This window comes from Thermomonas fusca (genome assembly GCF_005862345.1).
In the GTDB taxonomy this organism is placed as follows: Bacteria; Pseudomonadota; Gammaproteobacteria; order Xanthomonadales; family Xanthomonadaceae; genus Thermomonas; species Thermomonas fusca.
The window spans coordinates 85,786-110,248 of the sequence record NZ_SROY01000007.1 but is presented as its reverse complement, the minus strand read 5'-3'; the positions used below and the strand labels follow the sequence as shown (position 1 = coordinate 110,248).

21 protein-coding genes are annotated in these 24,463 nt (G+C 61.8%); 18 read left to right on the top strand and 3 right to left on the bottom strand.

Annotated features, from left to right (window positions below):
• Window positions 1-102: 102 nt before the first annotated feature.
• Entirely contained in the window at window positions 103-585 is a 483-nt protein-coding gene (locus tag E5S66_RS12855; RefSeq protein ID WP_138349871.1) for a hypothetical protein, read from the bottom strand.
• 147 nt (window positions 586-732) lie between these two features.
• Between E5S66_RS12855 and E5S66_RS12850 the strand changes: the two genes are divergently transcribed.
• The 18 genes from E5S66_RS12850 (at window position 733) to E5S66_RS12765 (ending at window position 20,049) form a co-directional block, all read left to right on the top strand.
• On the top strand, window positions 733-2,445 hold the full coding sequence (locus E5S66_RS12850) for a type IV secretory system conjugative DNA transfer family protein (RefSeq protein WP_138349869.1): 1,713 nt from the start codon (window positions 733-735) through the stop codon (window positions 2,443-2,445).
• Between the two features lie 161 nt (window positions 2,446-2,606).
• Complete coding sequence (locus E5S66_RS12845; RefSeq protein WP_138349868.1) at window positions 2,607-3,032, top strand: hypothetical protein; 426 nt, start codon at window positions 2,607-2,609, stop codon at window positions 3,030-3,032.
• 38 nt (window positions 3,033-3,070) lie between these two features.
• The gene (locus E5S66_RS12840) at window positions 3,071-3,475 is read left to right on the top strand and encodes a hypothetical protein (RefSeq protein WP_138349866.1); all 405 of its coding nucleotides are present in this window, start codon (window positions 3,071-3,073) and stop codon (window positions 3,473-3,475) included.
• Window positions 3,476-3,526: 51 nt separating this feature from the next.
• On the top strand, window positions 3,527-4,423 hold the full coding sequence (locus E5S66_RS12835; RefSeq protein ID WP_171033561.1) for a VirB8 family type IV secretion system protein: 897 nt from the start codon (window positions 3,527-3,529) through the stop codon (window positions 4,421-4,423).
• Entirely contained in the window at window positions 4,423-5,187 is a 765-nt protein-coding gene (locus E5S66_RS12830) for a TrbG/VirB9 family P-type conjugative transfer protein (RefSeq protein WP_138349863.1), read from the top strand. The genes E5S66_RS12835 and E5S66_RS12830 overlap by 1 nt, the downstream gene beginning before the upstream one ends.
• The gene (locus E5S66_RS12825; RefSeq protein WP_138349861.1) at window positions 5,184-6,404 is read left to right on the top strand and encodes a TrbI/VirB10 family protein; all 1,221 of its coding nucleotides are present in this window, start codon (window positions 5,184-5,186) and stop codon (window positions 6,402-6,404) included. Before E5S66_RS12830 ends, E5S66_RS12825 begins: the two co-directional genes overlap by 4 nt.
• Before the next feature lie 18 nt (window positions 6,405-6,422).
• The gene (virB11, locus tag E5S66_RS12820) at window positions 6,423-7,478 is read left to right on the top strand and encodes a P-type DNA transfer ATPase VirB11 (protein ID WP_138349859.1); all 1,056 of its coding nucleotides are present in this window, start codon (window positions 6,423-6,425) and stop codon (window positions 7,476-7,478) included.
• Window positions 7,479-7,569: 91 nt separating this feature from the next.
• Window positions 7,570-8,334: a lytic transglycosylase domain-containing protein gene (locus E5S66_RS12815; RefSeq protein WP_138349857.1), complete on the top strand. Its 765-nt coding sequence runs from the start codon at window positions 7,570-7,572 to the stop codon at window positions 8,332-8,334.
• Window positions 8,335-8,369: 35 nt separating this feature from the next.
• Entirely contained in the window at window positions 8,370-8,768 is a 399-nt protein-coding gene (locus E5S66_RS12810; RefSeq protein WP_138349855.1) for a TrbC/VirB2 family protein, read from the top strand.
• Window positions 8,761-9,072, top strand: coding sequence for a VirB3 family type IV secretion system protein (locus E5S66_RS12805; protein ID WP_138349853.1), 312 nt, complete (start codon window positions 8,761-8,763; stop codon window positions 9,070-9,072). The genes E5S66_RS12810 and E5S66_RS12805 overlap by 8 nt, the downstream gene beginning before the upstream one ends.
• Window positions 9,073-9,098: 26 nt before the next feature.
• Complete coding sequence (locus E5S66_RS12800; RefSeq protein WP_138349851.1) at window positions 9,099-11,582, top strand: VirB4 family type IV secretion/conjugal transfer ATPase; 2,484 nt, start codon at window positions 9,099-9,101, stop codon at window positions 11,580-11,582.
• Between the two features lie 22 nt (window positions 11,583-11,604).
• The gene (locus tag E5S66_RS12795) at window positions 11,605-12,453 is read left to right on the top strand and encodes a hypothetical protein (RefSeq protein WP_138349849.1); all 849 of its coding nucleotides are present in this window, start codon (window positions 11,605-11,607) and stop codon (window positions 12,451-12,453) included.
• 60 nt (window positions 12,454-12,513) lie between these two features.
• Window positions 12,514-13,521 (top strand): TrbL/VirB6 family protein, encoded by a 1,008-nt coding sequence (locus E5S66_RS12790; RefSeq protein ID WP_171033560.1) that lies wholly within the window; start codon window positions 12,514-12,516, stop codon window positions 13,519-13,521.
• A 251-nt stretch (window positions 13,522-13,772) separates the two neighbouring features.
• Window positions 13,773-14,060 carry a DUF4189 domain-containing protein gene (locus E5S66_RS13930; protein WP_138349845.1) on the top strand — a complete coding sequence of 96 codons (288 nt, stop codon included), beginning with the start codon at window positions 13,773-13,775 and terminating at the stop codon, window positions 14,058-14,060.
• A 431-nt stretch (window positions 14,061-14,491) separates the two neighbouring features.
• Window positions 14,492-15,424 carry a hypothetical protein gene (locus E5S66_RS12780; RefSeq protein WP_138349843.1) on the top strand — a complete coding sequence of 311 codons (933 nt, stop codon included), beginning with the start codon at window positions 14,492-14,494 and terminating at the stop codon, window positions 15,422-15,424.
• Between the two features lie 141 nt (window positions 15,425-15,565).
• Window positions 15,566-17,407, top strand: a complete 1,842-nt coding sequence (locus tag E5S66_RS12775) for a peptidoglycan-binding domain-containing protein (RefSeq protein ID WP_138349841.1) — start codon at window positions 15,566-15,568, stop codon at window positions 17,405-17,407.
• Window positions 17,408-17,545: 138 nt separating this feature from the next.
• Window positions 17,546-18,397 carry a hypothetical protein gene (locus tag E5S66_RS12770; RefSeq protein ID WP_138349839.1) on the top strand — a complete coding sequence of 284 codons (852 nt, stop codon included), beginning with the start codon at window positions 17,546-17,548 and terminating at the stop codon, window positions 18,395-18,397.
• On the top strand, window positions 18,394-20,049 hold the full coding sequence (locus tag E5S66_RS12765; RefSeq protein WP_138349837.1) for an XVIPCD domain-containing protein: 1,656 nt from the start codon (window positions 18,394-18,396) through the stop codon (window positions 20,047-20,049). The genes E5S66_RS12770 and E5S66_RS12765 overlap by 4 nt, the downstream gene beginning before the upstream one ends.
• Before the next feature lie 120 nt (window positions 20,050-20,169).
• Here the strand turns inward: E5S66_RS12765 and E5S66_RS12760 are convergent, their stop codons facing one another.
• Both E5S66_RS12760 and E5S66_RS12755 read right to left on the bottom strand, forming a co-directional pair.
• Complete coding sequence (locus tag E5S66_RS12760; protein WP_138349835.1) at window positions 20,170-23,049, bottom strand: PAS domain S-box protein; 2,880 nt, start codon at window positions 23,047-23,049, stop codon at window positions 20,170-20,172.
• Between the two features lie 28 nt (window positions 23,050-23,077).
• The gene (locus E5S66_RS12755) at window positions 23,078-24,280 is read right to left on the bottom strand and encodes an EAL domain-containing response regulator (RefSeq protein ID WP_171033559.1); all 1,203 of its coding nucleotides are present in this window, start codon (window positions 24,278-24,280) and stop codon (window positions 23,078-23,080) included.
• Window positions 24,281-24,463 lie beyond the last annotated feature (183 nt).

The window sequence follows — 24,463 nt, the reverse complement described above, 5'->3', positions numbered from 1 at the left end:
GGCATGTCACCAGTAGAGTTCGAGAGGCGCTACGCGCAACGCAGCGACTGAGTGTCTACGGAAATCTGGTCGGTCCAATTACCCCCGGCGAAGCCGCGCACCTCAATGCGGGTGGCGCTTGAGCGACACCGGTTCGTCGCGATAGCGCCAGGTCATCCACATGCCGACCGCAATCGCGTAGCAGATGTTGGGGATGAAGGCGCGATCAAGCGTGGTGATACGCGTGGTGAGCGCGATGAAATTGGTGTAGGCGGCTTGTGAGAGCGTGAATGCCGCGACGATCAGCATGAAGCGGATCGGGATTGGCTGGCGTGTCTTCAGCGCCAGCACGGTGCCTTCGGATACCAGGATGCCCACCAGCACCGGCATCACGCCGCCCATCATCACCATCCACAGCAGGCTGTCCTGTTGGTGCATGCGCACCATCATGTCGGCAAAGGTGACATGCAGTGGGCGGCACAAAAGGAAGATCAATAGTCCGGTGCTGAAGGACATCAGCCTGACGTAGCGTTCGTTGCCTGCGGTCGCCAGGATCACCTTGAACGACACCCATGTCTGCCCGACGATCGTCATCAGGATCAGCATCTGTTGGATGATGGTGAAGGCGTCCCACTTCACGGTGCGGCGTAGTTCTCGGGCAACGGCGCCCGAGCATACGTGGCTATACCTTGGTTGGGAAGCATGGCACCATCGGCCGCGCCAAGGGAACGTCGCGTCAGGGAGGGCGCACCGATGAATGCCGCGAAAGTCGTATTCCTGCTTGTCCTACTCGTTGCCGCGTTGCTCGCCGGCGCGTATCTATCGGGCTTGTTTGTCGGGTTGCTCATCGGTGTGGATGTGCCGCTTGGACCCAAGGTCTGGTGGTCGTACTGGCAAGCCATGGACACCGCGCGCATGCAGCCGTATGTCACCAAGGTCAAGGTTGCGGGGGCGCTGGGTTTCGGCAGCACGATGGTGGTCTGGTTAGGGTTTCTGGTCCTGGCGTTCAAGCGTCAGCAGAAGTCGGCGCATGGCGAAGCCCGCTTCGCGAGCCGGGGCGAAGTTGCACGCCATGGATTGCTCGATGACAAACCCGGTACCGGCATCGTGGTTGGGCGTCTGGGCGGGAAGCTGGTGACGTTGCCGGGCCAGCAATTCGCCATTTTGGCTGCTCCGACGCGCTCGGGTAAGGGCGTCGGCGTGGTGATTCCCAATCTCCTCGAGTACCGCGACTCGATCGTGGTGCTTGACATCAAACAGGAGAATTTTCAGCTCACGTCGGGCTGGCGTCGGGAAATCGGGCAGAGCGTTTACCTGTTCAACCCGTTTGCCGAGGATGGGCGTACGCATCGCTGGAATCCGCTGAGCTATGTCTCCCGCGACCCGGCATTCCGCGTATCCGATCTGCTTGCCATCGCGGCAATGCTCTATCCGGATGTCGGTGAAGAGCAGAAGTTCTGGGTCAGTCAGGCGCGCAACGCATTCCTCGCCTTTACGCTTTATCTGTTCGATTTTCACGATCACGAGATCGCCAGCGGGTTGCCCGCTGCCAAGGCGACGTTCCCTACGTTCGGGCATGTCTATCGGGTTTCGACCGGTGACGGCCGCGATCTCAAGGCCCAGTTCAAGGAGATGCTGGAGCGCCCGTTCGTCAGCCTGGCATGCCGCAATGCGTTCGCGGGTCTGGTGTCGCAGGCCGAGGAGACCTTCGCGTCCATCATCGGAACGTTCAAAGAGCCGCTCAACCCCTGGATCAACCCGGTGCTTGATGCGGCCACGTCCAGCAATGATTTCTGGCTGACCGACCTTCGCCGCAAGCCCATGACGATCTACATCGGCATCACGCCAAACAAGTTGGCGGAAGCGCGTCTGATCGTGAACCTCTTTTTCAGCCAGCTGATCAACGTCAACACACGTGAGTTGCCTCAGGACAACCCGGCACTGAATCATCAGTGCCTGCTGTTGATGGACGAGTTCACCAGCATCGGCAAGGTGGACATCATTGCCAACGCGGTCAGCTACATGGCGGGTTACAACCTGCGTCTGCTGCCCGTCATTCAGTCGATGGCGCAGTTGGACGCCACCTATGGTCACGAGACTTCACGGACCTTGATCACCAACCACGCGATGCAGGTGATCTTCGCGCCGCGCGAGCAGCGCGACGCCAACGACTATTCCGAAATGCTTGGCTACACCACGCTACGCAAGCGAAACCTGAGCCGATCGCGTGGTGCCAATGGGAGCGTTACCCTCACAGACGTCGAGGAGCGCCGCGCGCTCATGCTCCCGCAAGAGCTCAAGGCGATGGGGCGAGAGAAAGAGGTCATCCTCTGCGAAGGGCTGGCCAACCCGATCATGGCCCAGAAAATCCGCTACTACGAGGATCCGCATTTCACCGAGCGCCTGCTCCCGGCCGTGGATGTGGAGCCACTTGCCTTCATGCAGCGCATCAGCCGCACGTTCTGAGCCCCTTGATGGGCCCAAGACTATTTGGCGGTCGCGACGTGACGCAGGGGGTTGAAATGTGACGTAGAGCGTTGCATCATTGCGAAAATTGGACGCAGCGCACTGTCTTTCCAGTTGCCGTTCACCCCATCTTAAGCAATGCGCGGGAAAGGAATCCTCCGTTGAAGTCTCTTTTGCTATCGCTAGCCACGCTGTTTGCGATCTCCGCATGGGGGGCAGACGCCCAGCAGAAGCCCGCCCCGCCGTGCATGGGCGCCTCGATGGACAAGGGCTGTTACACCGAGCTCAGGGATTCCAGCGGCAGGTTGTTCCGCGACGACGATCCATTCCTGTTCTGCGATGACGGGATGAAGGAGCGCCCGCGTGCGTGGAACCCGGTCTCGCCCGCACAGGGGATATGGGCGCCGACACCAGGCTATTGCCCGTACCCGCTGCAGACCTGTCCCTATCCGCTGACGATGCTGAAGGGGTGGTCACAGCGGGAAATTGATGGCGTCTACCTGTTTATGCGCGTGTGTCCCGCAGCCGGGGGCACGGGCAAGTGGGAAGGGAATGGGCGTCCCGAAAACACGCCGCATAGCCACTGAGTCGCCAAGCGTAGCCAAGCTTTGAAGGGGAAGTACACGTGGGGTTCTACCGTAGTGTTTTACCGCTGGTGTTCGCACTGGCGGCCAGCGCATGCCAGACCCAACCGCCGCCGGAATTCCATGGGCGTTGGCGCCCGGTCAACAGGTTGCCTGAGAAGACGCAGGCAATTCCGCTAAACCCAACTTACTTGTTCTACGCCACGCCTGTGGACGGCACGCTGAAGGCGTTGCTGACTCGTTGGGCGCGTGACAGTGGGCTTCAGCTTCGTTACGGCATCAGCACTGACTTCTCGTTGCACGCGCCGGTGGCGCAACTGCATGCGGTCACGGTGGATGACGCGGTGAGCCAGCTGTCGGCCCTCTATGCCGAGCAGGGCATAGCCATCACCACGTCAACGGGCGCCATCGCGGTGGACGCTCGCCCAGCGGCGGCCTCCAACTGAGGCAAGGCGCAACGGCGGCCCAATGGCCGTCGCATCACCGGAATGGGCACTATGTTGAAGCGCAAGACCACGGGCGAAGCGATCGATAAAGCGGTCAAGCGTTCCGTTGATTTCGAGAACACCATTGCCGACATGGCCCGCCGCAGCGAGAAGCGCGCATGGCGCGTCGCGGGTGCGTCACTGGTGATGTCTTTTGTGTTGGCGGGCGGCGTCATCTATTTGATGCCGTTCCTGGAGCGGCGTGAGCCGTACCTCATCATGGCTGATGCATACACCGGCACGGCCTCCGTGGCGCGGCTTTCCAGCGGCAGCGACTTCGTCAACATGCGCGCCAGTGAAGCGGTCAATCGGAGCAACATCGTGCATTACGTACTGGCGCGCGAGTCCTACGATTCCGGGGCCATAAACGAACGCGACTGGCGGACCGTCTACACCATGTCGGCGCCGAAGGTGCGAGAGCAGGTTCGCACTGAACGCAATCCATCCAATCCACAGAGCGCTGCCGCGATGTATGGACCGAACCGCGCGTTGCGCGTTCGCATCCTCAGCGTCACTCCGCTGGGCGCCTCGCAGGGGCGGCCGCCGACCAGCGCAACGGTCCGGTTCCAACGCGTCTTGTTCGAGAAGGCATCGGGTAACACGCGCGTACTCGACAACAAGATCGCGACGATGGAATTCGAATACAAGCCTGACATTCGCATGAACGACGCGGACAGCGTCGAGAATCCGCTGCGTTTCCAGGTCACCAACTACCGCGTCGACAACGATGCCTCGACTCTGGTGCCAACCGAAACAGCCTTGGCCCCAGCGGTTGCTTCGCCGCTCCCGGCTGCTCCGGCGGTTGAACCCGTCGGCCAACCCATCGACCCGGCAGCCCTCCCGGCAACCGCTGCTCCCGCCACCGTAAACAGGTCCCCGGCGCCGGCCGTGGCCACCGAGTCCCCATGATGAGTGCGATGAAAGCAACGAGGCTCGCCTCGGTCCGCCTGCTGCTGCTGTTGCTAGCCATGGTGGCTGGCACGGCCAATGCCCAGGTGATGAAGGAATACATGCATGTGCCGGACGGCATCTACGCCGTACGCACCGGGCTTGGCATCACCACGATGATTGAGCTGAGCCCAAGCGAAACCGTTCTGGATTACAGCCTGGGTTTCACTAGCGGCTGGGACGTGAGCCGCCGCGACAACATCTTCTATCTGCGCCCCAAGAATGTGGACGTCGATACCAACCTGCTGGTGCGCACGGAAACCCACTCTTATGTTTTTGAGCTGAAGGTTGTTGCGACCGACTGGCGTGACCTTGAACAAGCCAAGCGTGCCGGGGTCAATTACAAGGTGATCTTCAAGTACCCGGCCGATGCGCGCTTTGTTGCCAAATCGGAGGACAAGCCGGCGATGCTCAATACCGGCATCCAGGCCGGCCGCGTGTACAGCTTCGACTACGAGTATGCGACCTATTCACGTGCCGCTTGGCTGATTCCGGCGCACGTCTATGACGATGGTCGATTCACCTATATCCAGCTCAAAGACATGCGCGGCCTGCCTACCGGCAGCTTTCCAGCTGTGTACGCGAGAGAGAAAAAACGTTCGGAAGAGTTCCTGCTCAATACGACGGTAGAGGGCAACACCATCATCGTTCACGGGATCTATCCCTACATGGTGATGCGTCAGGGAGACAACGTGATTGGCCTGCGTAGAGGGTTTCTGAAATGAGCAACAACTTCCCTCCGGATTACGATGAGCCCGCGCGGGGCACACAGTCCGCCGCCGATCAACGGTCATCCGCCGCGGACGGCAATCCGTATATGCGCCAAAACGAGCAGGCTTCTCCACCCGACCTTGACGCAGCGGCGCCGACCCTGACCGTCAACGAAGTCCGCCAGCTCAACCGGAAGGCCATGCTCTTCCTTGGCGGGATTGTGGGCCTGCTTTTGTTGATGGCGTTCTGGTTCATGAGCTCGTTGTCCAATCGTGAAAAGGCAGCGCCGAAGAAAGCAGGCGCCGAAGTGGTTACGACGCCGGACCTTCCACAAGTCACGCCGCAGCCCGCGCTCGTGGAGCCGGCACAGCCAATTGACGTGGTCCAGAACGCGCCGCCGTTGCCGCCGCCGCCGCAGAGTTCATACGATGATGGTTACGGCGATGACATGGGTGCGTCGCGCGCGCCGCTACCGCCACCCAGCTTGACCGAGCGGCGCATCGCCGATGGCGGCGGGCAGGCGGGCCAGGGGAGCGGCGCGACGCAAGGGATGGTGCCCGGCATGATGCAGCCACCGGCGCCCATCCAAGCTGAAGTGACCAAGCCCCGCACCGTGGCCAAGCTGCTCAACAACCCGGATGCGCTGATGGTGCGGGGAACCTATATCCGCTGCGTTCTGGAGACGCGGATCGTTACCGATGTGCCGGGTTATACGTCTTGCCTGGTCGCGGAGCCGGTGTACTCGGTCAACGGCCGGAGCCTGCTCTTTCCCAAGGGCACCAAGCTGCTCGGCCAGTATGGTGGTGGGGGTGGTGGCGCCCGGGAACGGGTGGCCGTGGTTTGGGATCGCGCCATCACGCCGCAGGGCGTCGACGTGACCATGGCCAGTCCGGGCATCGACAACCTGGGTGGCGCGGGTCATCCGGGCCAATACGACGCCCACTGGGGCAGCCGCATCAGCTCCGCCATTTTGATCAGCATGGTCAGTGACCTGTTCAAGTACATGGGCGAGAAAAATGGTCCGACCACCGGCGTGGTCTATCCCCAGTCCGGTGTGGTGATCGAGCAGCCGTACCAGAGCAATACCGCGCAGACCGTTCAGCAGCTGGCCCAGCAAGCATTGCAGGAAGGCGCCAATCAAAGGCCGACGATCACCATCAACAATGGTTCGATCCTGAGCGTCTACGTCTCCCAGGACGTCGATTTCACCGGCGTGCTCCGCAGCCGTTGATGCAGGCTGACCACTGGCATGGATGAAGACATTTCCCCGGTCGCCAGGATCTCCAACGAGTTCCTGGAGTACCAGTACGCGGTGTTGGGCGTGCAGGACTTCCTGCGCTCGGAACGAGTGACGGAAATCTGCATTAACCGACCGGGTGAGTTGTATCTGGAGACTCTGGATGGCTGGGAGCGGGTCGACGTGCCGACGCTGACTTTCGAGCGCGCCCGCCAGTTCTGTACCGCGGTGGTCAATGAAAGCAACACGGGTCAGCGCATCACTGATGCGGATCCGATGGTGTCACTGACTTTCCCTACCGGGCAGCGCGCGCAGTTCGTCATCCCACCGGCCTGCGATCCGGGCAAGGTATCGATCACCATCCGTTTGCCGGCGCGGCAGACGCGTAGCCTCGAGCAGTACGAATCCCAGGGATTTTTTGCGGAGATTCTTGAGGGTGACCGCCAGTTGAGCAGTCATGATGCGCACCTACTGGAGCTGCGCGCGCGGCGCGAGTACGGCGAGTTCTTCCGTCATGCGGTTGCCTACCGGAAGAATGTGGTGGTCGCCGGCGCGACGGGCAGTGGCAAAACCACTTTCATGAAGTCGCTGGTTGACCATGTCTCCACGCAAGAGCGACTCATCACCATCGAGGACGCGCGCGAGCTATTCATCTCGCAGCCCAACGTGGTGCACCTGCTCTACTCGAAGGGAGGCCAGAGCGCCAGCAACGTCACGGCCAAGTCATGCATGGAGGCATGCCTGCGGATGAAGCCGGACCGCATCATCCTGGCGGAGCTGCGCGGCGATGAGGCGTTCTATTTCATCCGCAACTGCGCCTCCGGCCACCCAGGCTCCATCACCAGTTGCCATGCGGGGAGCATCGAGCAGACCTGGGACCAGATGGCGCTGATGGTGAAGGCTTCGCCCGAAGGTGCTGGTCTTGAATTCAGCACCATCAAGCGACTGCTCATGTTGACCATCGACATCGTGGTTCACATCAAGGCCCATGCGGGGCGTCGCTTCATCACGGGCATCGACTTCTCGCCCGATCGCGCGCTGGGCGGTGCCGGTGGAGCTTTGCAATGACACGTTCGCAAGCCGCAACATCGCACTTGTTTATCGATGCGCGCGGCTCGGAAGGGGCCAGCAGAAAAGGGGAGGGGAGATGTTGCCGGGAATGGAACTGATGGGTTGCGCGTTGGAAGTGCCTGCCAATGTGATGCACCACGTCGTCAAGGTGGAGTCGTCCTACAACCCCTTTGCGATTGGGGTGGTGGGTGGCCATCTGGCGCGCCAGCCGCGCAATCTGCCTGAGGCCATCGCCACCGCCGAGATGCTCGAAGACCGGGGTTTCAACTTCTCGCTGGGCCTCGCGCAAGTCAATCGCCACAATCTCAAGAAGTACGGCATCACCAGCTATCACGCCGCCTTCCAGCAATGCCCCAACCTGCTGGCGGGCTCACAAATCCTGCGCGAGTGCCATGGTCGTGCCGGAGGGCAGTGGGACAAGGCTTTCAGCTGCTACTACTCCGGCAACTTCACCACTGGCTTCCGCCACGGCTATGTGCAGAAGGTGCGGCAATCCATGCTCGCCCAGCAAGGGAGTGAAGCGCCGTCGTTGGCCATTCCTGTCGTGGATACGCGCAAACCCACCGTCAAGGCCCTCGGGGCGCCAGCCAGTCGGGCGGTAGCCGTCCCCAGCCGTGCCATGCAGGCAGGCCTCGCCGGTACGCCCGGCGACAGCCTCCTGCAGCGGCGCATGCAGGTCGTCATCGCGCCCACCCCCCCCGTTGCTGAGGCGCCTGCGCCCGTTGCGACCGCGGCCGCCGACGTTGGAGTGCAGGCACCTCCCGCTGTCGCCGTCTTGACGTCCTCAGCACCCCCGCAACCCGTTCCCCCAAACCCACGTCCGTCGAATCCCGATTCTGCGTTCGTGTTTTGACCCCTGGCCTACCACCCAAGCGAAAGGAAACTGCAATGAAGAATCGTAAGAAGTCCGTTGGCCGCAAGCTCAAGCTCGCCTCTCTCCTGATCCTGTTGGCCTACTTGGTCCTGCCTGCCGTCGCCATGGCGTTTGGCCAGGATCCGTCGCCGGGTGGCACCGAAGCTCAAGCCAAGCTGTGCGGCGTGATGGGAAACGTGCACTCGATCCTGAAGGTCGCATCCATCCTCATCGTGACTGTCGCCATCATCTTCGCCGGCTACCAGATCGCGTTTGCCCACAAGCGCATCTCCGACGTCGCTCCGATTCTCATCGGCGGCCTGCTCATTGGTGCGGCTGGCCAGCTGGCGGTGATGGTCATTGGCAATGGTGATTTCAGCCAGGATTGCGCCACCGCGATGGTGATGCCCGCCGACCAGGTCTGGAATGCGTAAGCACACCGTATTTCGCGGTTGCACACGGCCCCCCATGTTCATGGGGGTGCCGTATGTGCCGTTCTTCATCGGCGCGGGTAGCGTTCTTTTGCTGGCGATGTACAGCGGCCAACTGTTGCTGCTGCTGCTGGCGCCCGCTGTCATTTTTGTGATGCGGATGATGGCCAAGCGCGATGAGCTGATTTTCCGCCTGCTGGGGTTGTCGATGCTGTTCCGCATGCGGGCACGCAACCTCCGTGAACACGACGGCTTGCTGGTACTCAACCCCAATCCCTACCGGGAAAAGCCGGCTCGCAAGAGCTGACCAACCCATCAGGAACACTTTTCTTCATGTTCAGCCCGGACACTTCGACCAGCGAGTTCCTCCCGTTCTCGACCCATGTATCGCCCACCGTGGTCAAGACCACCGATGGTGATTTCATGGTGTCCTGGGAACTGGCGGGCATGCCTTTCGTCGGGCGGCTCGAGGAGGAACTGGAACACAAGCACGGCGTGTTCAATCGGTTGTTGCAAACCTTGCGTGCACCGGATTTTTCCAACGTGGCGTTTTGGGTCCATGACGTGCGCCGGCGCCGCACCATCGGTGATGGCGGGAAATTTTCCGCCGCGTTCAACCAGGACCTGTCCGACCGCTACTACAAGCGCTTGTCGGCCGAACGCATCATGCAGAACGAGCTGTTTCTGACAATGATGTATCGGCCGATGCCGGAGGGTAAGCGCCTTCGCGAGAAGACCGCGGACATCAGGCGTTTGGCGGCTTTGCAGCAGGATGCCATCGACAAGCTCGACGAGATGTCGATCAACCTCGAGACCGTACTTCGCGACTACACGCCACGGCGATTGGGCATGTACGAGGCCGAGAACGGCGTGGTGTTCTCGGAGTTGCTGGAACTCTACGGTTTCATCCTCAACCGCGTGGATGAACCGGTACCGGTGTTGGATGCGCCGGTGCGCAACTACCTGCCTGTCAGCCGCCACATGTTTTCCAGCAAGAGCGGCGATTTCGTCGTCAACACGCCGGACAATCGCAACCACTTCGGCGCCATCCTGAACATCAAGGAATACGCCGAGGGCACCTATCCGGGCATTCTCAACGGAATGAAATACCTGGATTTCGAGTACGTCATCACCCACTCGTTCAGTCCCAAGGGGCGACACGATGCGCTGAAGACCCTTGAACGCACCCGCGGAATGATGATCTCTTCGGGTGACAAGTCGTTCACCCAGATCGAAGAACTCACCCACGCCATGGACCAGTTGGCCTCCGGCAACTTCGTCCTGGGCGAGTACCACTTCATCGTCACCGTCTACGCCGACAGCCAGGAGAAGCTGGCGCAACAGATTGCGCAGACCCGCGCCGAGCTGTCCAATGCAGGGTTCGTGTCCTCCAAGGAGGACATTGCGGTTGCTTCGTCGTTTTTCTCGCAGTTCCCTGGCAACTGGAAGTACCGCACCCGGCTGGCCAACCTCAGCTCCCTTAACTTCCTGGGGCTGTCGCCGCTGCACAACTTTGCCACCGGCAAGCGTGACCAGAACCCGTGGGGTGAGTGCGTCACGACCCTGCAGACGACGAACGGCCAGCCCTACTTCTTCAATTTCCATGCCACCCTGCCGGGCGAGAACTCGTTTGGCGAAAAGGCCATCGGCAATACGATGGTCATTGGAAAGTCGGGTACGGGCAAGACCGCCCTCATCAATTTCCTGCTCAGCCAGACGCAGAAGCTGGACCCCGCGCCCACGATATTCTTCTTTGACAAGGATCGCGGCGCCGAGATTTTCGTGCGCGCCTGCGGGGGCAACTACATGACCCTGCAGAACGGGGAGCCGACCGGGTTCAATCCGTTCCAGTGTGAACGCACGGAAGCCAATGCCCAGTTCCTGGCAGATCTCGTGAAGGTGCTGGCTGGCAAGCCGACTTATACCGCGCGCGAAGAGGAGGACATCTTCCGAGCAGTCGCTGCGATGCTGGACATGCCCATGCATCTGCGCAGCATGAGCAACTTCCAGAAGAGCCTGCCCAACCTGGGCGATGACGGCCTGTACGCACGGCTCCGCAAGTGGACGCAAGGCAACTCACTGGGCTGGGTCTTCGACAACCCACGCGACACCATCGATCTGACCCGCGCCAACATCATCGGCTTTGACTACACCGAGCTCATCGAGAACGAAGAAGCGCGCGTACCGGTCATCAACTATCTGATCTACCGGTTGGAGTCACTGATCGATGGGCGGCGGCTGATCTACGTGATGGATGAGTTCTGGAAGATCCTCGATGGCAAAGGCGGCTTGAAGGAGTTCGCCAAGAACAAGCAGAAGACCATCCGGAAGCAGAATGGCCTCGGCATCTTCGCCACCCAGAGTCCGGAAGATGCGCTGAAGAGCGATATCTCCGCCGCGCTCATCGAGCAGACCGCAACCCTGGTCCTGTTGCCCAACCCCAATGCGAGCCGCGACGACTACGTGGAAGGTCTCAAACTCACCGATGCCGAATATCAAGTGGTGGTCAATCTGGATGAGCGTTCACGCGCATTTTTGGTAAAGCAAGGGCATGCGGCCAGCATCTGCCAGCTGAACCTGCGTGGCCTGGACGACCAGCTCGCGGTGATTTCCGCCAGTACCGACAACATTGAAGTGCTTGACCGCGTCACCGCACAGGCCGCCTTGGACGCAGGGATTGGCGTGGACGAATTGCAACCCGAGCAGTGGTTGCAGGATTTCTATGACCAGCGAAAGGGATCGGGTAAGGCGCCGCGCATCCTGCGCGCGCCGCGCGCCATCCTGTCCAACCCAGTCACCACCCACGATGCAGTTTGACCAGAATTGCCGGAGGAAAGACATGACGCGTACCGCCCGATCCAAACCCGCGAACCACTCGCGCGGGCCCCAGCGCGCCCTGCGCACTGCTTTGTCGATCTTGATGGGCGCCGCGCTGACGGTAAGCCTCTCCGCCTCCGCCGACTGGCGCGTCTACGACGATGACGTGCATGACGAACTCAAGGAAGTCAACAAGAAGCTTGATGCCCGAAATAAAGTGGGGCAGGGCGACTTTGAGCAGAATCCCACGATTGGCGAGCAACAGGGACGTTACAAGGATCCGCCGCGCATGTTCACCCAGGCCGAGCAGGACTCGATTTCCCAGGTGAGCTTGACCGAGGGCGACCGGTGCCCCGAGCCGCCAACACCGGAAGCGCCTGAGGTCGAAAACGTGTCGATTCCCTCAGTGCCATCAAGCGCCAACGGGATTGCGCAGCAGCAATGGACGATATGCAAGGAATTGCTGGAAACCGAAAAGGCCCAGTTCAAGTACAACTTGATGATGAGTGATTTGGCGCAGAAGCGCTTCGATCGCCTGCAAGTCATCCAGCGTGAGCGCAGGAACAACATCGACGATGACAATGCGGGGCGGATAGAAAGCAACACCAACAAGATCTTGGCGTTGTTGACGCTGATCCAAATCGATCAGCAGCAACAGAAGGCCTATAACGACGCCTACACCGCGCGCATCGCCTATCTCCGAGCAATGCAGGATCGCCTGGGCCAGAAAGCCTTTAAAGGCACGGGGGGCGAGGGCGTCGTAGGTCCCGGTGGCGCGACGAACCACCTGGCCGGCGACATCGCCGCCTTCAGCGTCATGCAATTGGCATTTTCGGATGGGTCACCCATTCATGCCGCGCGTCGCGACTAAACATTTGGGCATGCCTGGCAGCCACCTGGAATAAATATAATGGAAAGCATAGGTCAGTGGTTGTTCTTCAAACTGATATTCGATTTCATTGATACGGAAATCGAGACCTTCCGTCACAACCTGATGACCGGGCTGATTGAATGGATCCTCCTGTTCGGCACGATCATGATCACGGTCTGGATCATTTTCCAGGGGTGGCTCATCGTCACCGGCCGCTCGCGCGAGCCGATGATGGCGTTGGTGACCCAGGCTATGAAGGTGGTGATGATTACCCTGCTGGCCACCAGCTTCAGCTTTGGCGGGCAGAGCATCTCCAACCTGCTGAGCAATACCCTGCCCAAGGCCGTCACCGGGCTGGTGAGTACCGAAGAGGACAATCCGGCAACCGAGATTGACCGCAATCTGGCCTACATGCAGCTGATAACCGGCTTGATGGATGGGTATGCCGCCACGTCCAGCGGCCAAGGGTGGAAGGAGCAGATCGACAAGGCCTCCAACATGAGTGCAATCGGCGTGGCAGGACCGGCGGTCATCGGCGGCGCGCTGCTGCTCACCTATAAGGTCGCCTTGGCCCTGTTCGTCGGCTTGGGGCCACTGTTCATACTCACCCTGCTATTCAACAGCACCAAGCCGATGTTCGCCAAATGGCTGACATACGGGATAGGCACGATATTTTCCCTGGCCGTGCTTTCGTTCATGGTGGCCGTGGCAATGAAACTGGTGGGTGTAGTCGCGGTCGCGATGTTCGTCAAGTACCAGATCATCATGGCTACCTCGTCGGGTGTGGGTTCCGCCGGCATCAGCAGCGTGGCCATGCAGCAAGCCGGTCTGGGGGTGATCCTGACGGTGCTGCTCATTGCCACTCCGCCCATTGCGGCAATGTTCTTCCAGGGCACGTTGGCGAACTTCTCTGCGTATTCGCAGTTCGGACAGGCGCAGGCAAGGGATTCGGCGGGGAATCCGGTGGGAACTGGACCGCGCCATACTTCTGTTGCATCGGCAGCAGACACAACGACTGCCCCACCGTCATATTCGGTTGGAACGGCACGGGCTCCAAAAGGGGCGTAGCTTCGTGATGGTTAAGGTGCAGAACGGCTGGAGCGCTAATATAAGGGTTGCCTGTGAATAAGTCTCAGGATAAGCTTTTTTTGAAGATCGTATTTTTGTTTTTCTTTTGCGCCGCTTCATTCGCACAGGCTCCGCCACCAGGCCGGGGACCTTGTCCAGTGGGTGCTCCCGTTAATGGGTCTTGCGGATCACCATCCAATCAAGGTCATTCCACTCCGCCTGCCGAATACTGGCAAGATCGATTCGGCGCAATGGCTGTAAGTCCAAGGGGGGAGCTTATTGTGATTGAGGGTCAACGCAGCGCTCGACGTGCAAAGAGACTGGTACTGGATGACTGCGGGAAAGATTGCATCTTGCTCATGGAGGTCAGAAACGCATGCCAAGTGTTACTCAAGGCCCCGCTAGGTGACGTAGCAGCGGGGGGGGGCACGATCAGTGTCGCGATAGACAAGGCGCGTGCCCAGTGCACTGCTGCGGGCAACCCGACGTGCGAAACAATTTTCTATCAGGGCTGTAGTCTTCCTGTGCGTATCCATTAGTTGCTAAAAAAATGTTTTCGCAGACAGCTGCCCGGTAGTTAAATGCGCGTGAAGCTGAGTAACGATTTATTCCATACCGTAGCGGTCGCAGTGTTCGTCAACTGCCAGATCATCATGGCGGCGTGTGCGGGCGTGGGTTCCGCGTGCACAGCGCGTGGCCATGTGTCGGGGCAGCTGATCCAGAGGCGACGCGTAAATTGCTTCTCTTAAATTGTTCTTCGGACAATCGCCCTAGCCGTGAGGTGATGGACTTGGGGTGTAGTTATCCTGGTGCGTGTACGGTAGTCCCGTTTTGTTTCTAGGCGACAGGGTTGGGGCAGATGATATATCCATCGCAACACGCGCACGGCTAAATCATAAGCTGCGTTGCGACTATTGCCGCTGACCGCGCTTGCGGCTTGAAAATAGATGATTAGAAGAGGGTTGCGAAGATGCGCTTCATTCCTATTTTATTTGTCGCTGGGCTGGCGCTCACGCTGGGTGCCTGTGATGCGCCAGCTGCGCGGTTCGATACCGCTTCGACGCAAGCGGCCTCCAAGTCAGGGGCCCAAGACAACGGAAAGCACGAAGGAAAGGTTATGGGTAGCGCCATGAGGGAAGAGGGCAATACATTGGTGCAAGAGCAGCCGCCGTCGGTGCCCACCATTCTCTATTTGCTCTACGGTCAGGATGGCGACGGCGCGCACGCTTACGAGATCGCCAACCACATGCGGGTGTCGGTATGGGGGCACCATGCTCTGCGCATTGGGGGCCGGCAGTTCTATACAGCTTTTGCCCAAGATACCCCGGCCAAATACGGCAACCCCCCTCAGCCTGAGGATCCAGCGGAAGGTGTAATGCTCTCGGCCGCGACCTTCGAGCTGGTTCGCCCGGGTACGGAGAAACCCTGGAAATTCGTCGGAGGTGAGCTGGCCTTAGGCTTGTATGGATCGTATGGCCGCGAGATCCGGGTTGATCCGACGCGTCTCAAGGTGGAGCACAAGGTTGACGAAAAGCGTTTGTTGCTCGCGATCCCCACCGTGCAAACTTCACTTGCCGGGGATTCCGATGATTTCGAAATGTCGCTATTCTCGTTCGATCTGCCTGATGACAATGCAGATCACAAGCATGCGTGGCGCTATCTCGGAAGCGTGTTGACCGGCGTCGACAACTCCCGGCTGTGCAAAACCAACCCCAAGGCCGACTGCACCAAATGGTCCGGCACATTTGAGATCGTTCCTGCGCCCGACGAAATGCCGGCGCTGCGGGTGGTCAAAAAGGGCACGACCATCGACGATGCGACCGGAAGCATCCGGGCAGTGGATGCAAGCGATACGTCGCTGTACGTGTACGACCAGGAAGAAAAGCGCTATCGCTACAAGTGAATTGGTATTGTCTTGCTGACTGCCTGTATCTGGCGCAAGGATGCGCCCTGTCGGCTCCCACGCGGCCATGGCCGTTCAAGCAGGAGCTGGTGATGAAACTGAAGTTTGAAGTGAAACTACTGTCCCGGATGGAGGTGATCCGTGACTGATCCCGTGATCGTGAAGGTGACTCCACCCACCGACCAGCGTCGCACATTCCAGATGAGTGACGGCAGTATCGTGGTTCGCGATGGCGGCACAGTCGCATGGCGCAACAACAATCCTGGCAATCTCAAGTTCGAGTACAAAGGAGATGCCGACCAGACCCACAACGTAGCGCGGTCCAAGGAACAGGCCTTGGCCTCCGCGCAGCGACGCTATGACGGTGTGGTGGATCTGGACCAGTGGGGCAATGCTATTTTCGCAACTCCCCAGCAGGGCCGGGCAGCCAAGATCAAGCTGCTGACCAACAATGGCGATTTGACCGTCAAGGAGTTGCTGCCGAAGTATTCAACGGCCGATTATTCCGGAAATACCAACCATGCGGCCCAGGAACAGGCGATTTATGCGGTGGGTGATGCTCGTGGAGTGAATCTGCGGGGCAAGCGGATTTCCCAGATGACGCCCACCGAGATTGCTGCTCTTGCCGATGGTATCGGCAAGTTCGAGGGCATGCGTGTTGGGACCGAGTCGGTGGTTCGTGCTCCGTCGGCACAGGCTACGGCAGTCGCAAAGCCGGCGTTATCGCAGGAGGGGACTGGCCAGAGTCCAGGCATCCAGCTGACAGCTGCGTATGCGATGGGGGTGAAGTACGACGATGTGAAATATGCGATCAATGTTCCGGGACATCGTTTGTTTCACCCGGGGGTGAGCGGCAAGGACCTGTCGCAGGGATATATCGACTGCTCGGGCTGGGTTAGCCATCTGCAGAACGCGACCATGTTCGAGATCAACGAAAAATCCGGTCGTGAGGTGTTTTCAAAAGCCGACAGGCTGTATCCGAACATGATGGGATCTGGGGCGATTGTAAAGCTCGGCTTTGACCGCTCCAAGATCCTGCTCAACGACGCCCAGGTCCGCGCCGGTACAGACCTGAAAGAGGGCATGGTGATTGGCGTGGACAGCGGCCGCACCCGGCATGAGCACTGGAAGGGCATCGACCATATCGTGATGGTGGTCCGGGACCCCCAGAGCGGCGTCCTGCTGGCCAGCCAGTCCTCCGGCAGCAAGGGGGTGCACAGCATGCCGCTGGCCGAGTACCTGCGGGGCGTGCCTGCCAGCTACACGCTCGTGGCCAGCGACCCGTTGGCAAAGGCGCGTGGGCTGTTGCAGGGCAAAGTGGAGTCGCGTGAACAGGCGCCTGCGAACCCGGCCCCCAATGGCCGCGCGCAGCAGGCCGCCCCCGGGAACGGCAGCGCGCGTGATGGCCTCCTTGAGCGTAATGACAGCGGCCCCGCCGTGGTTGAGCTGCAGAAGCGCCTGAATGCATTGGGGTATGGCGGAAAGGACGGCTATCAACTGCGCGGTACCGGCAATTTTGGCGCCAACACCGAGAGCGCGGTACGCGAGTTCCAGCGTGCGCACGGTCTGGCGGTGGATGGGATTGCCGGACCAAAGACCTTGGCGGCGCTGGAGCGCAGTGTCGCGCACCCTCTGCTGTGCGAACGCGCGCACCCCAACAACGGCTTGTATCAGGCGATTGCCAGCCGACTGCCAGCCGGTACGCGGCGTGAGGTGATCGCCAACGTGGTTGTGCAAGCTACGGTGAATGGCATCACCGACGCATCGAAGCTGCGCGATATCGTCCAGTTGGACAACGGCGCCGTGCTGGTGCGCGGCACCACGATTGGCGCCGCGACACGCGTGGATCTGGACGCGCCCACGCCCGGGTTCCAGGCCATGAGCGAACACCTGTCACGCGAGTCGGCTCAGCGCCAACAACAGGCTGCAGAACAGGAGCAGCGGCGCCAGCAACAGCCGGTATTACAACCGGCCGGTCAATAGAAGTGGCTACGGGCCCGGAAAACCGGGCCCGTAGCTTTCTCACCTTATTTTCAATTAGGCCGGTCGCAGCTCGCAACACCCAATCTTCGATTTAGAGCCCTCGCGATGAGCTCAACGTTCCCAGTTTCACGCATCCTCATGATCGGCGTCGCCATTGCGCTGCTGGCCGCCTGCGCCGCGGATGCCGTACCGCCCAAAAGCAGGCCCAGAATGACCTCCATGAACGAGCCACTGATCGTCGGTCCCACCGATGGGAATTTCACCTATACCAACGAGCCGCAGTTGACGAAGTTGGGCCCGCACCGGTTCATGATCCCGGCCAACTACTTCACGGATCAGATCGGTCCGGACTTTCAGGGCGGAGCGATATTGGAACTGGTTTGGCCCAAGCTGGAAGCGGCCCCGCCGGGCTGGACGCGGACCACGAATGCCCTGCAACAGGCGCATCTGGTACGAGCAAATCTGGACTACATCGACAAATGGCCATTGCAGAACGCCATGGACAGCTCGTTGCGCACCGGCTCAGAGGATCCGATCCTGCGCCAGGATCCAACGGACAACATCGATTACCGCACCCGCAGGGAAGACGTGTTGGGCCTGGAACGCTGGGTGGTCAGCGAAGAAGACAAGACGCGCTACCTCAAGCTGACCGAAGGGCAGCGCGATCGTTACGGATTGCCCGCAGATCCCTGGGATTTCGAGGATTGGTATCTGCGGCGGGATTCGCATGGTCATGTACTGACCCATATAGAGTGCGCTCCGGCGACCCAGCCTGATGGCTTGATCATCGTGAATGATTCCTTGTTCCGAGAGGACACCACCCGGGTAGCTCTATGTTCGCACGCGTTCTCTGTTCCGAAATACGGTGTTTCGCTCAACGTCACCTATCCCCGCGTGGTGATGCATGAGTGGGAGCACATCGAAGCGCGCTATCGAGCAGTGCTGGATCGGTATTACATCGGCACTGAGCGCGGCAGTCACAAGCCATGAGCGGATTGACCGGGGAGGATTTGGCCATCCTCAAGCACTATGCGTACAAAGCTAAGAACCGCGAGCTCTATTGGAATTACCTCGCCCACCTTCCTGGTAACGATGGCTACGGATTGCTGGCGCTTGGCGTTGTTCGCAACGACAGCATGCCTGGCGCAGTGGCTAATGCCTATGCGCAACACAACGGCGGGCGCAAGCTGAGCGAGCGCGAGTGGGAAGCATTCGGGCAGCAACTGATCAAGGAAGATTTCGAACGCAGACGCCTACAGTTTGAGAAGAATCATGATCCCCAAGCTGCGCTGAACCTGCCAGTCAAGGATGTCCAAGACGCACACGACGTGTCGTTTTCCGTACGTGGCCTGCATCGCGATGCCTGGACCCCTCGCCGCCTGCTGGAAGCCGCGCGCAAGCAGGACGGTGAGCAGGCCGCAGAACATGTGTGGTCCAACATGCTGGACAACTCATGGAAGGGGCTCTCGCGCGGAAGTGATACCGTCAATGCCATTCGGCGCTACATGCCGGTATCCGAGGCGGCTGGCTACACGGCGAAACTGGGCCTGGCCACCTTCATGGCCAAGTACAGCCGCGACGCGGTCAATCCCGATGTCATTGGCGGGGACGCTTTCCACTATCGCTACAGTCCACGCGACCGCAGTTGGTCTTCCATCACGGAGCCCAGTCAGGGAGGCTTACCGGTAATCCAGACCGTCACCGACCCGCGCACGCTGCGCGAACTCAACGACGCCCGGCAGCTGCGTCTGGAACGGCAGGAAAAGGCGGGGCAGTTCCATCCGGACGACCCCTACCGGGAGATCGCACAGAGCCCGCGGACCATTGCACAGCGGGAGCCGGCTGACACCGACCTGCCAGGGCGAGCTTCGCTCACACGCAGCCTTCCCACTGGCTTCGCGCCTGCGCTGCAGGCGCCTGCCGACATCCGCCATGCGGGGCATCCAGGGCACCACGCCTTTGCCGACGCGCTGGACGCGGTGCGTCGCATGGAGGCGAGCAGCAGAATCACCTCCGGTGCGCACAGCGAAGTACTGGCGGCACGTCTTGCGGCCGAAGCCGCCGAGCGCGGACAGGGCATCACCCATGTGGAGCTTGGCCGCGATGGGCAGATCCACGTGATCGAACGGCATTTCGCATTGGAACCCGGCAAGCGCTTTTCCATTCCTGGCAGCGCAGCCATCCGCGACAACATCGAGCAGAGTTCCAGCCGATGGCTGGAGGCCAGCTCGCCACACCATGCCGCGCCGCCGGCGGGTGCGCGCAGCGCAGAGCAGACGGAAGCGCTTGCGCGCCTGAGCCCTGAGGACAGGGTGTTGTTCGCTCATATCCGTGCTGCCGTCCCGGCGCGTCTCGATGACGACATCGTGTCACGGAGCATGGTCGAGGCGAAGCGGGCTGGCATCCATGGTCGCGACGACATCCGGCTCATGGGTTTGAATGGCAACGCGCTTTACATATCGGGCAACTTCCCCGGACGCAGCGCGATTACCGATGTCTCGCAGCCCGCTCCGTCATTGCCACACTCGCTCGAAGCCAGTAGTGCGCTCAGCCAGCAGCGAGAGCAGCCCGCCACACAGTCATCGCAACCTGTTGAACAGGAGCGCGCGCAGATGCAGGCACGCAGCCTCTCGATGGTTTGAGCGTTCTGGGGACGGCAAGGGTGCGGGCTTCGCGACTAGTTCGTTTGCAAGGCCGATGCAAATGACGCTGCCCTGTTTGGATTCTCCCGCCCTTCTGGGCGGCAGCGGTTTTCCGCGCCGCTAGCGTTCGCTTCCCGGATCCATGCGCCTTGTGGCGGGGAGGGCGGGGAGTTCGTCATGCAGCCGGGCAAGGGCGTCGGCCAACCGGCTCGCGCAGCTGTCCAGGCCGCCCCCGTCCTCGCGGCGGCAGGCGTCTTCGATGTCGGCGCAGAGGTCCGCGATCAGCGCGGCGCCCATCGCGCGCGATGAGGACTTCAGCCGGTGGGCTTCGGCGGAGGCCCGCGCATAGTCCCGCGCGCGGGCCGTGGCCAGCATGTCCGCGATCGACGCCGGCGCCATCTTGCCGTACTCCGACAGCAGGTCCTGGACCGCGGCTTCGTCGTCGCCGATCAGGTTTCTCAGCACGGACAGGTCGATGATGGGGTCGTTTCCGCTGCGGGCCGGCGGCGCCGGGGCGACAGGCGCGGTGTCGATCGCGGCGCTGTCCGCCAGATGTTTTTCCAGCGCGGCCTCCAGCTGTTTCAGCCGCAGCGGTTTGGTCAGGTAGTCATCCATGCCCGCGGCGAAGGCGGTTGCGGCCTCGCCGCGCAGTGCGTTCGCGGTCAACGCGATGATCGGCATCCGCCCGTCGCCGGATTCTTCTTCGCGGATGCTGCGGGCCAGCGTGTAGCCGTCCATCAGCGGCATGTGGAGATCGGTGATGAGCATGCCGAAACCGCCCTTGCGCCACAGCGCCAGGGCCTCCTCGCCATTGCCCGCCACTTCCGCGGCGTACCCCAGGATCTCCAGCTGGCGCAGGATGACCTTCTGGTTGATCGCGTCATCCTCGGCCACCAGCACCAGCTGGCCCGCCGCGCGCGCCGCCGCGACGCTCGGCGGCGGGGCGGGCTTCGTCCGCGAGGGCGCCGCAGGAATCCATGCCGGCTTTGTGATGGTGAAGTGGCCGGTCGCGGCGGCCACCGCGCGGATCAACGCATCGCGCCTGAGGATGTTGCCGTCCAGCGACACGATGCCCTCGGCTTCCAGGCGCGGTGCCCTGCGGTTGCCGCGGGTGATGATGACCCTGGCCTGGGTGCCGGATCTGGCTCGGGCGTTCTCCAGCAATCGGCCCTGCTCGGCGCGGTTGGCGATGCCCTCGATGGCAACGCGTTGTGAAGGGGATTCGGACAGGAACGCGTCCAGGTCGTCCACCGGGCCGATGACGTCGGCGCCCGCCGCCCGCAGATAGTCGCCGATGTCGATGAGTTCATCCACGTCGCCATCCGCAAGGACGCAGGTGATGCCGTCCAGCCGCAGCGCCTTGGCGTCTTCCTCCACGGCGTCCACCCGCGCCATCGGCAGGAACACGGCGAAGGTGGACCCGATCGACAGCCGGCTGGAGACCTTGATGCTCCCGCCCATCAGGTCGACCAGGCGTTTGCAGATCGCAAGCCCGAGGCCGGTGCCGCCGAAACGGCGGGTGGTAGAGGCTTCGCCCTGCTTGAACGGGCTGAACAGCCCGGCGATCACCTCGTCCGACATGCCGATGCCGTTGTCGGAAACCGAGATCGAATAGGAATCCGACAGCGCATGCATCCGCACCTCGACCCGGCCCTGCTTGTCGCTCCCGCTGGGGCTGAACTTGATGGAGTTGCCCATCAGGTTCACCAGCACCTGCCTCAGCCGCACCGGGTCGGTGTAGATCCAGGCGGGAAGCGACGGGTCCACGTACAGCGAGAGCTGCGTGCCACGATGCCGGGCAACCGGCAACAGGTTGTCGCATACCTGCTCGGCCAGGTCGCGAAGGTTGACGGGTTCGCATTCCAGCTGCATGTGGCCGGCTTCGATCTTGGAGAAGTCCAGGATTTCGTCGATCAGGCCCAGCAGCGAAAACGCGGATTCGCGGATGGTCTGCACCGCATCGGTCTGCGCGTCGTTCAGTGCGCTGTGCGCCAGCACCTCGATCATGCCGATCACGCCATTCATCGGCGTGCGGATCTCGTGGCTCATGGCGGCAAGGAACGCCGACTTCGCGTGATTGGCCTGTTCCGCCTCCACCCGCGCCCGCGTCAGGTCCTGGATCAGCCGTTCGCGTTCGCTCAGGTCGCGCAGGGTACCGATGAAGAAGCGCTCCCCGTGCGCGCTGTACTGGCTGATCGACAGCTCCAGCGGCACCGTCTTCCCGGACCTGTGGATCGCCCGCACCGAGTGCGCATCGAAGGCCGGCGATGTTCCGGCACGCGACGCCTGCAGTCGCAGGAAGCCGCGGTATCGCATCCGATCCTCTGCCGTCATCAGCATCGACACATTGCGGCCCACGACTTCGTCGATCCGGTAACCGAGCATCCGGCTCACCGCGGGATTGGCGCTGCGGATCGTGCCGGCCTGGTCGATGGAAATGACGCAGTCGTTGAGGTTGTCGAGAAGGGCGCGGTGTTCCTGCTCCTTTTCGTTGAGTTCGGCCAGTGCGCCCTGGTGTTGCCTCACCCGCAGCGCGAGATCCGCGGCGAGTGCCTGGGTGCGCAGCTCCGCGTCGTGCTGGCCGGTGATTTCCCTGGCCACGGCGAGGACCTGGCCGGGAGGCGACGGGTCGGCTCCGAGCGGGCTCGTCTGCACGTCCCACCAGGCGAAGCTTCCGTCCCAGCGCCGCACGAAGGCCCGGAACCGGCCGACTTCACCGGCCAGGGCCTGGTCAAGCGCGGCCTGGGCCGCATGGCCCTCATCGGCGCTCCACAGGTCGAACCAGCTGCTGCCGGCCGGCTCCTGTCCCGCGGGCACGCGCAGCATGTCGCGGGCGGCACCTTCGACCTGGACGATCCTGCCTTCGGCGTCCAGCACGATGATGCAGTCCTGGCTGGCCGCTGCGATCTGCTGCGCGGAAACCGGCGCTCCCGGCGAGCAGCTGGCCGCCGGACGCTGCGCCGACGGCACAAGGCCCTGGCTGTCGGCGTCCCTGGTCATTGCCGCATCGCCTGTGTTCGGCGCGGCGTCAGGGTCCGGCCGCGGTCGCGGGCGATGGGCGTTGCGCCCAGTCCGCCAGCCAATGGCCGAGTTCGGCGATGGGCAGGCCGGGTGAGATCAGGAACCCCTGCGCGCGCGAGCAGCCCCGTTGTGTGCAGGCCTGCCACTGCTCGGGCGACTCGACGGCAACGGCCGTGCAGCGGAGCCGCTGGTTCGTGGCCCGCGTCGCCATGGCGTTGAAGCCTTCCTGCTCGGCCACCGAGTCCGAGGTGCCGGTGTGCGCTCCGATGCGGATTTTCACCTCGTCGAAAGGCGTGCTGCCCAGGGCCGCGGAATCCCGTCCGCCGCTGCCGAACCGGTCGATGGCCAGACCGACGCCCTGCATCGCAAGCCTTGCCAGATTGGCGAGCAGTGTGGCGTTCGGGCTTGGCCCCAGATCCGCTTCCTGGATTTCGATCCTCAGGGCGGCTGCAGGCACGCCGGCGGTGACCAGGAGCTCGGAGAGACGCTCGGGAAAATCGGTCGTGCCGGCCAGGGCCGCGGACACGTTCACGCTCACGAACGCTTCCCCGACCAGCCCGCGTATTGCCGGCAGGTCGGATGCGACGTGCAGGAGGACCTGCCAATCCAGCTGCGCCAAGCCATCCGCCCGCATGGCCGGCAGGAACTCGTTCGGCAGCGCCAGTCGCCCGCCGGGCACCGGCAGTCGCGCCAACGCCTCGAACCCCGCCGGCCGATCGCTGGCGACGTCGATGATGGGCTGGTAGAGGATGCGCGCCTGGTGCATCGCCAGCACCCTGCGGATGTCATCCGCGTCGATCATTGGACTCGGCGCGGCATCGCCGCGGTAGGCCTGCAGCAGGTGCGTGAGCACATCGGGAGGTACCGGCTTTTCGGCGTACGCCACCATGTTCAGCCCATACGCCTTGCCCACCGCAAAAGCGGTCTTCAGCGTGGCCGCGCCCGCGCCCGAGAGCAGCACCACGCCGCCGCGGAAACCGATGTCGGACAGGTGCCTGAGGAACTCGATGCCGTCGATTTCGGGCATGACCAGGTCGCAGAAGAGCAGCCCGACGTCGTGATCCGCGTTGGCCAGCAGTTCGATGGCGGGCCTGACCCGGTCCAGCGAAGTCACCCCGGTGAAGCCGCGGTCTTTCAGCCGCAGGTTGCGCAGCTGGATGTCCAGAAGCCGGGGAAGAAAGGGGTCGTCGTCGACGATGAGGATCTTCATGGATGCTGTCCTTGACGCTGTCAAGTTCGAGGCGGGGTGCAACAGCTCTGCCAGCATGACCATAACTCCGGGCCGGTGATAAGGACAGCAGGGCCGCCCATCAAGCATTGCCGCGCCAGGCAGTTCGCGCCGGCAGGGCAGCCGGTCGCGGGGCCGGGATCGGGGATAATCGCGGGCACTGGA

What these genes read in the sequence shown, in the direction of transcription:
- E5S66_RS12855 (WP_138349871.1), bottom strand. Translation starts at nt 585, where the DNA reads ATGCTGATCCTGATGACGATCGTCGGGCAGACATGGGTGTCGTTCAAG.
- E5S66_RS12850 (WP_138349869.1), top strand. Translation starts at nt 733, where the DNA reads ATGAATGCCGCGAAAGTCGTATTCCTGCTTGTCCTACTCGTTGCCGCG.
- E5S66_RS12835 (WP_171033561.1), top strand. Translation starts at nt 3,527, where the DNA reads ATGTTGAAGCGCAAGACCACGGGCGAAGCGATCGATAAAGCGGTCAAG.
- E5S66_RS12830 (WP_138349863.1), top strand. Translation starts at nt 4,423, where the DNA reads ATGAGTGCGATGAAAGCAACGAGGCTCGCCTCGGTCCGCCTGCTGCTG.
- E5S66_RS12825 (WP_138349861.1), top strand. Translation starts at nt 5,184, where the DNA reads ATGAGCAACAACTTCCCTCCGGATTACGATGAGCCCGCGCGGGGCACA.
- virB11 (WP_138349859.1), top strand. Translation starts at nt 6,423, where the DNA reads ATGGATGAAGACATTTCCCCGGTCGCCAGGATCTCCAACGAGTTCCTG.
- E5S66_RS12815 (WP_138349857.1), top strand. Translation starts at nt 7,570, where the DNA reads ATGGAACTGATGGGTTGCGCGTTGGAAGTGCCTGCCAATGTGATGCAC.
- E5S66_RS12810 (WP_138349855.1), top strand. Translation starts at nt 8,370, where the DNA reads ATGAAGAATCGTAAGAAGTCCGTTGGCCGCAAGCTCAAGCTCGCCTCT.
- E5S66_RS12805 (WP_138349853.1), top strand. Translation starts at nt 8,761, where the DNA reads ATGCGTAAGCACACCGTATTTCGCGGTTGCACACGGCCCCCCATGTTC.
- E5S66_RS12800 (WP_138349851.1), top strand. Translation starts at nt 9,099, where the DNA reads ATGTTCAGCCCGGACACTTCGACCAGCGAGTTCCTCCCGTTCTCGACC.
- E5S66_RS12795 (WP_138349849.1), top strand. Translation starts at nt 11,605, where the DNA reads ATGACGCGTACCGCCCGATCCAAACCCGCGAACCACTCGCGCGGGCCC.
- E5S66_RS13930 (WP_138349845.1), top strand. Translation starts at nt 13,773, where the DNA reads ATGGCTGTAAGTCCAAGGGGGGAGCTTATTGTGATTGAGGGTCAACGC.
- E5S66_RS12780 (WP_138349843.1), top strand. Translation starts at nt 14,492, where the DNA reads ATGCGCTTCATTCCTATTTTATTTGTCGCTGGGCTGGCGCTCACGCTG.
- E5S66_RS12770 (WP_138349839.1), top strand. Translation starts at nt 17,546, where the DNA reads ATGATCGGCGTCGCCATTGCGCTGCTGGCCGCCTGCGCCGCGGATGCC.
- E5S66_RS12765 (WP_138349837.1), top strand. Translation starts at nt 18,394, where the DNA reads ATGAGCGGATTGACCGGGGAGGATTTGGCCATCCTCAAGCACTATGCG.
- E5S66_RS12760 (WP_138349835.1), bottom strand. Translation starts at nt 23,049, where the DNA reads ATGACCAGGGACGCCGACAGCCAGGGCCTTGTGCCGTCGGCGCAGCGT.
- E5S66_RS12755 (WP_171033559.1), bottom strand. Translation starts at nt 24,280, where the DNA reads ATGAAGATCCTCATCGTCGACGACGACCCCTTTCTTCCCCGGCTTCTG.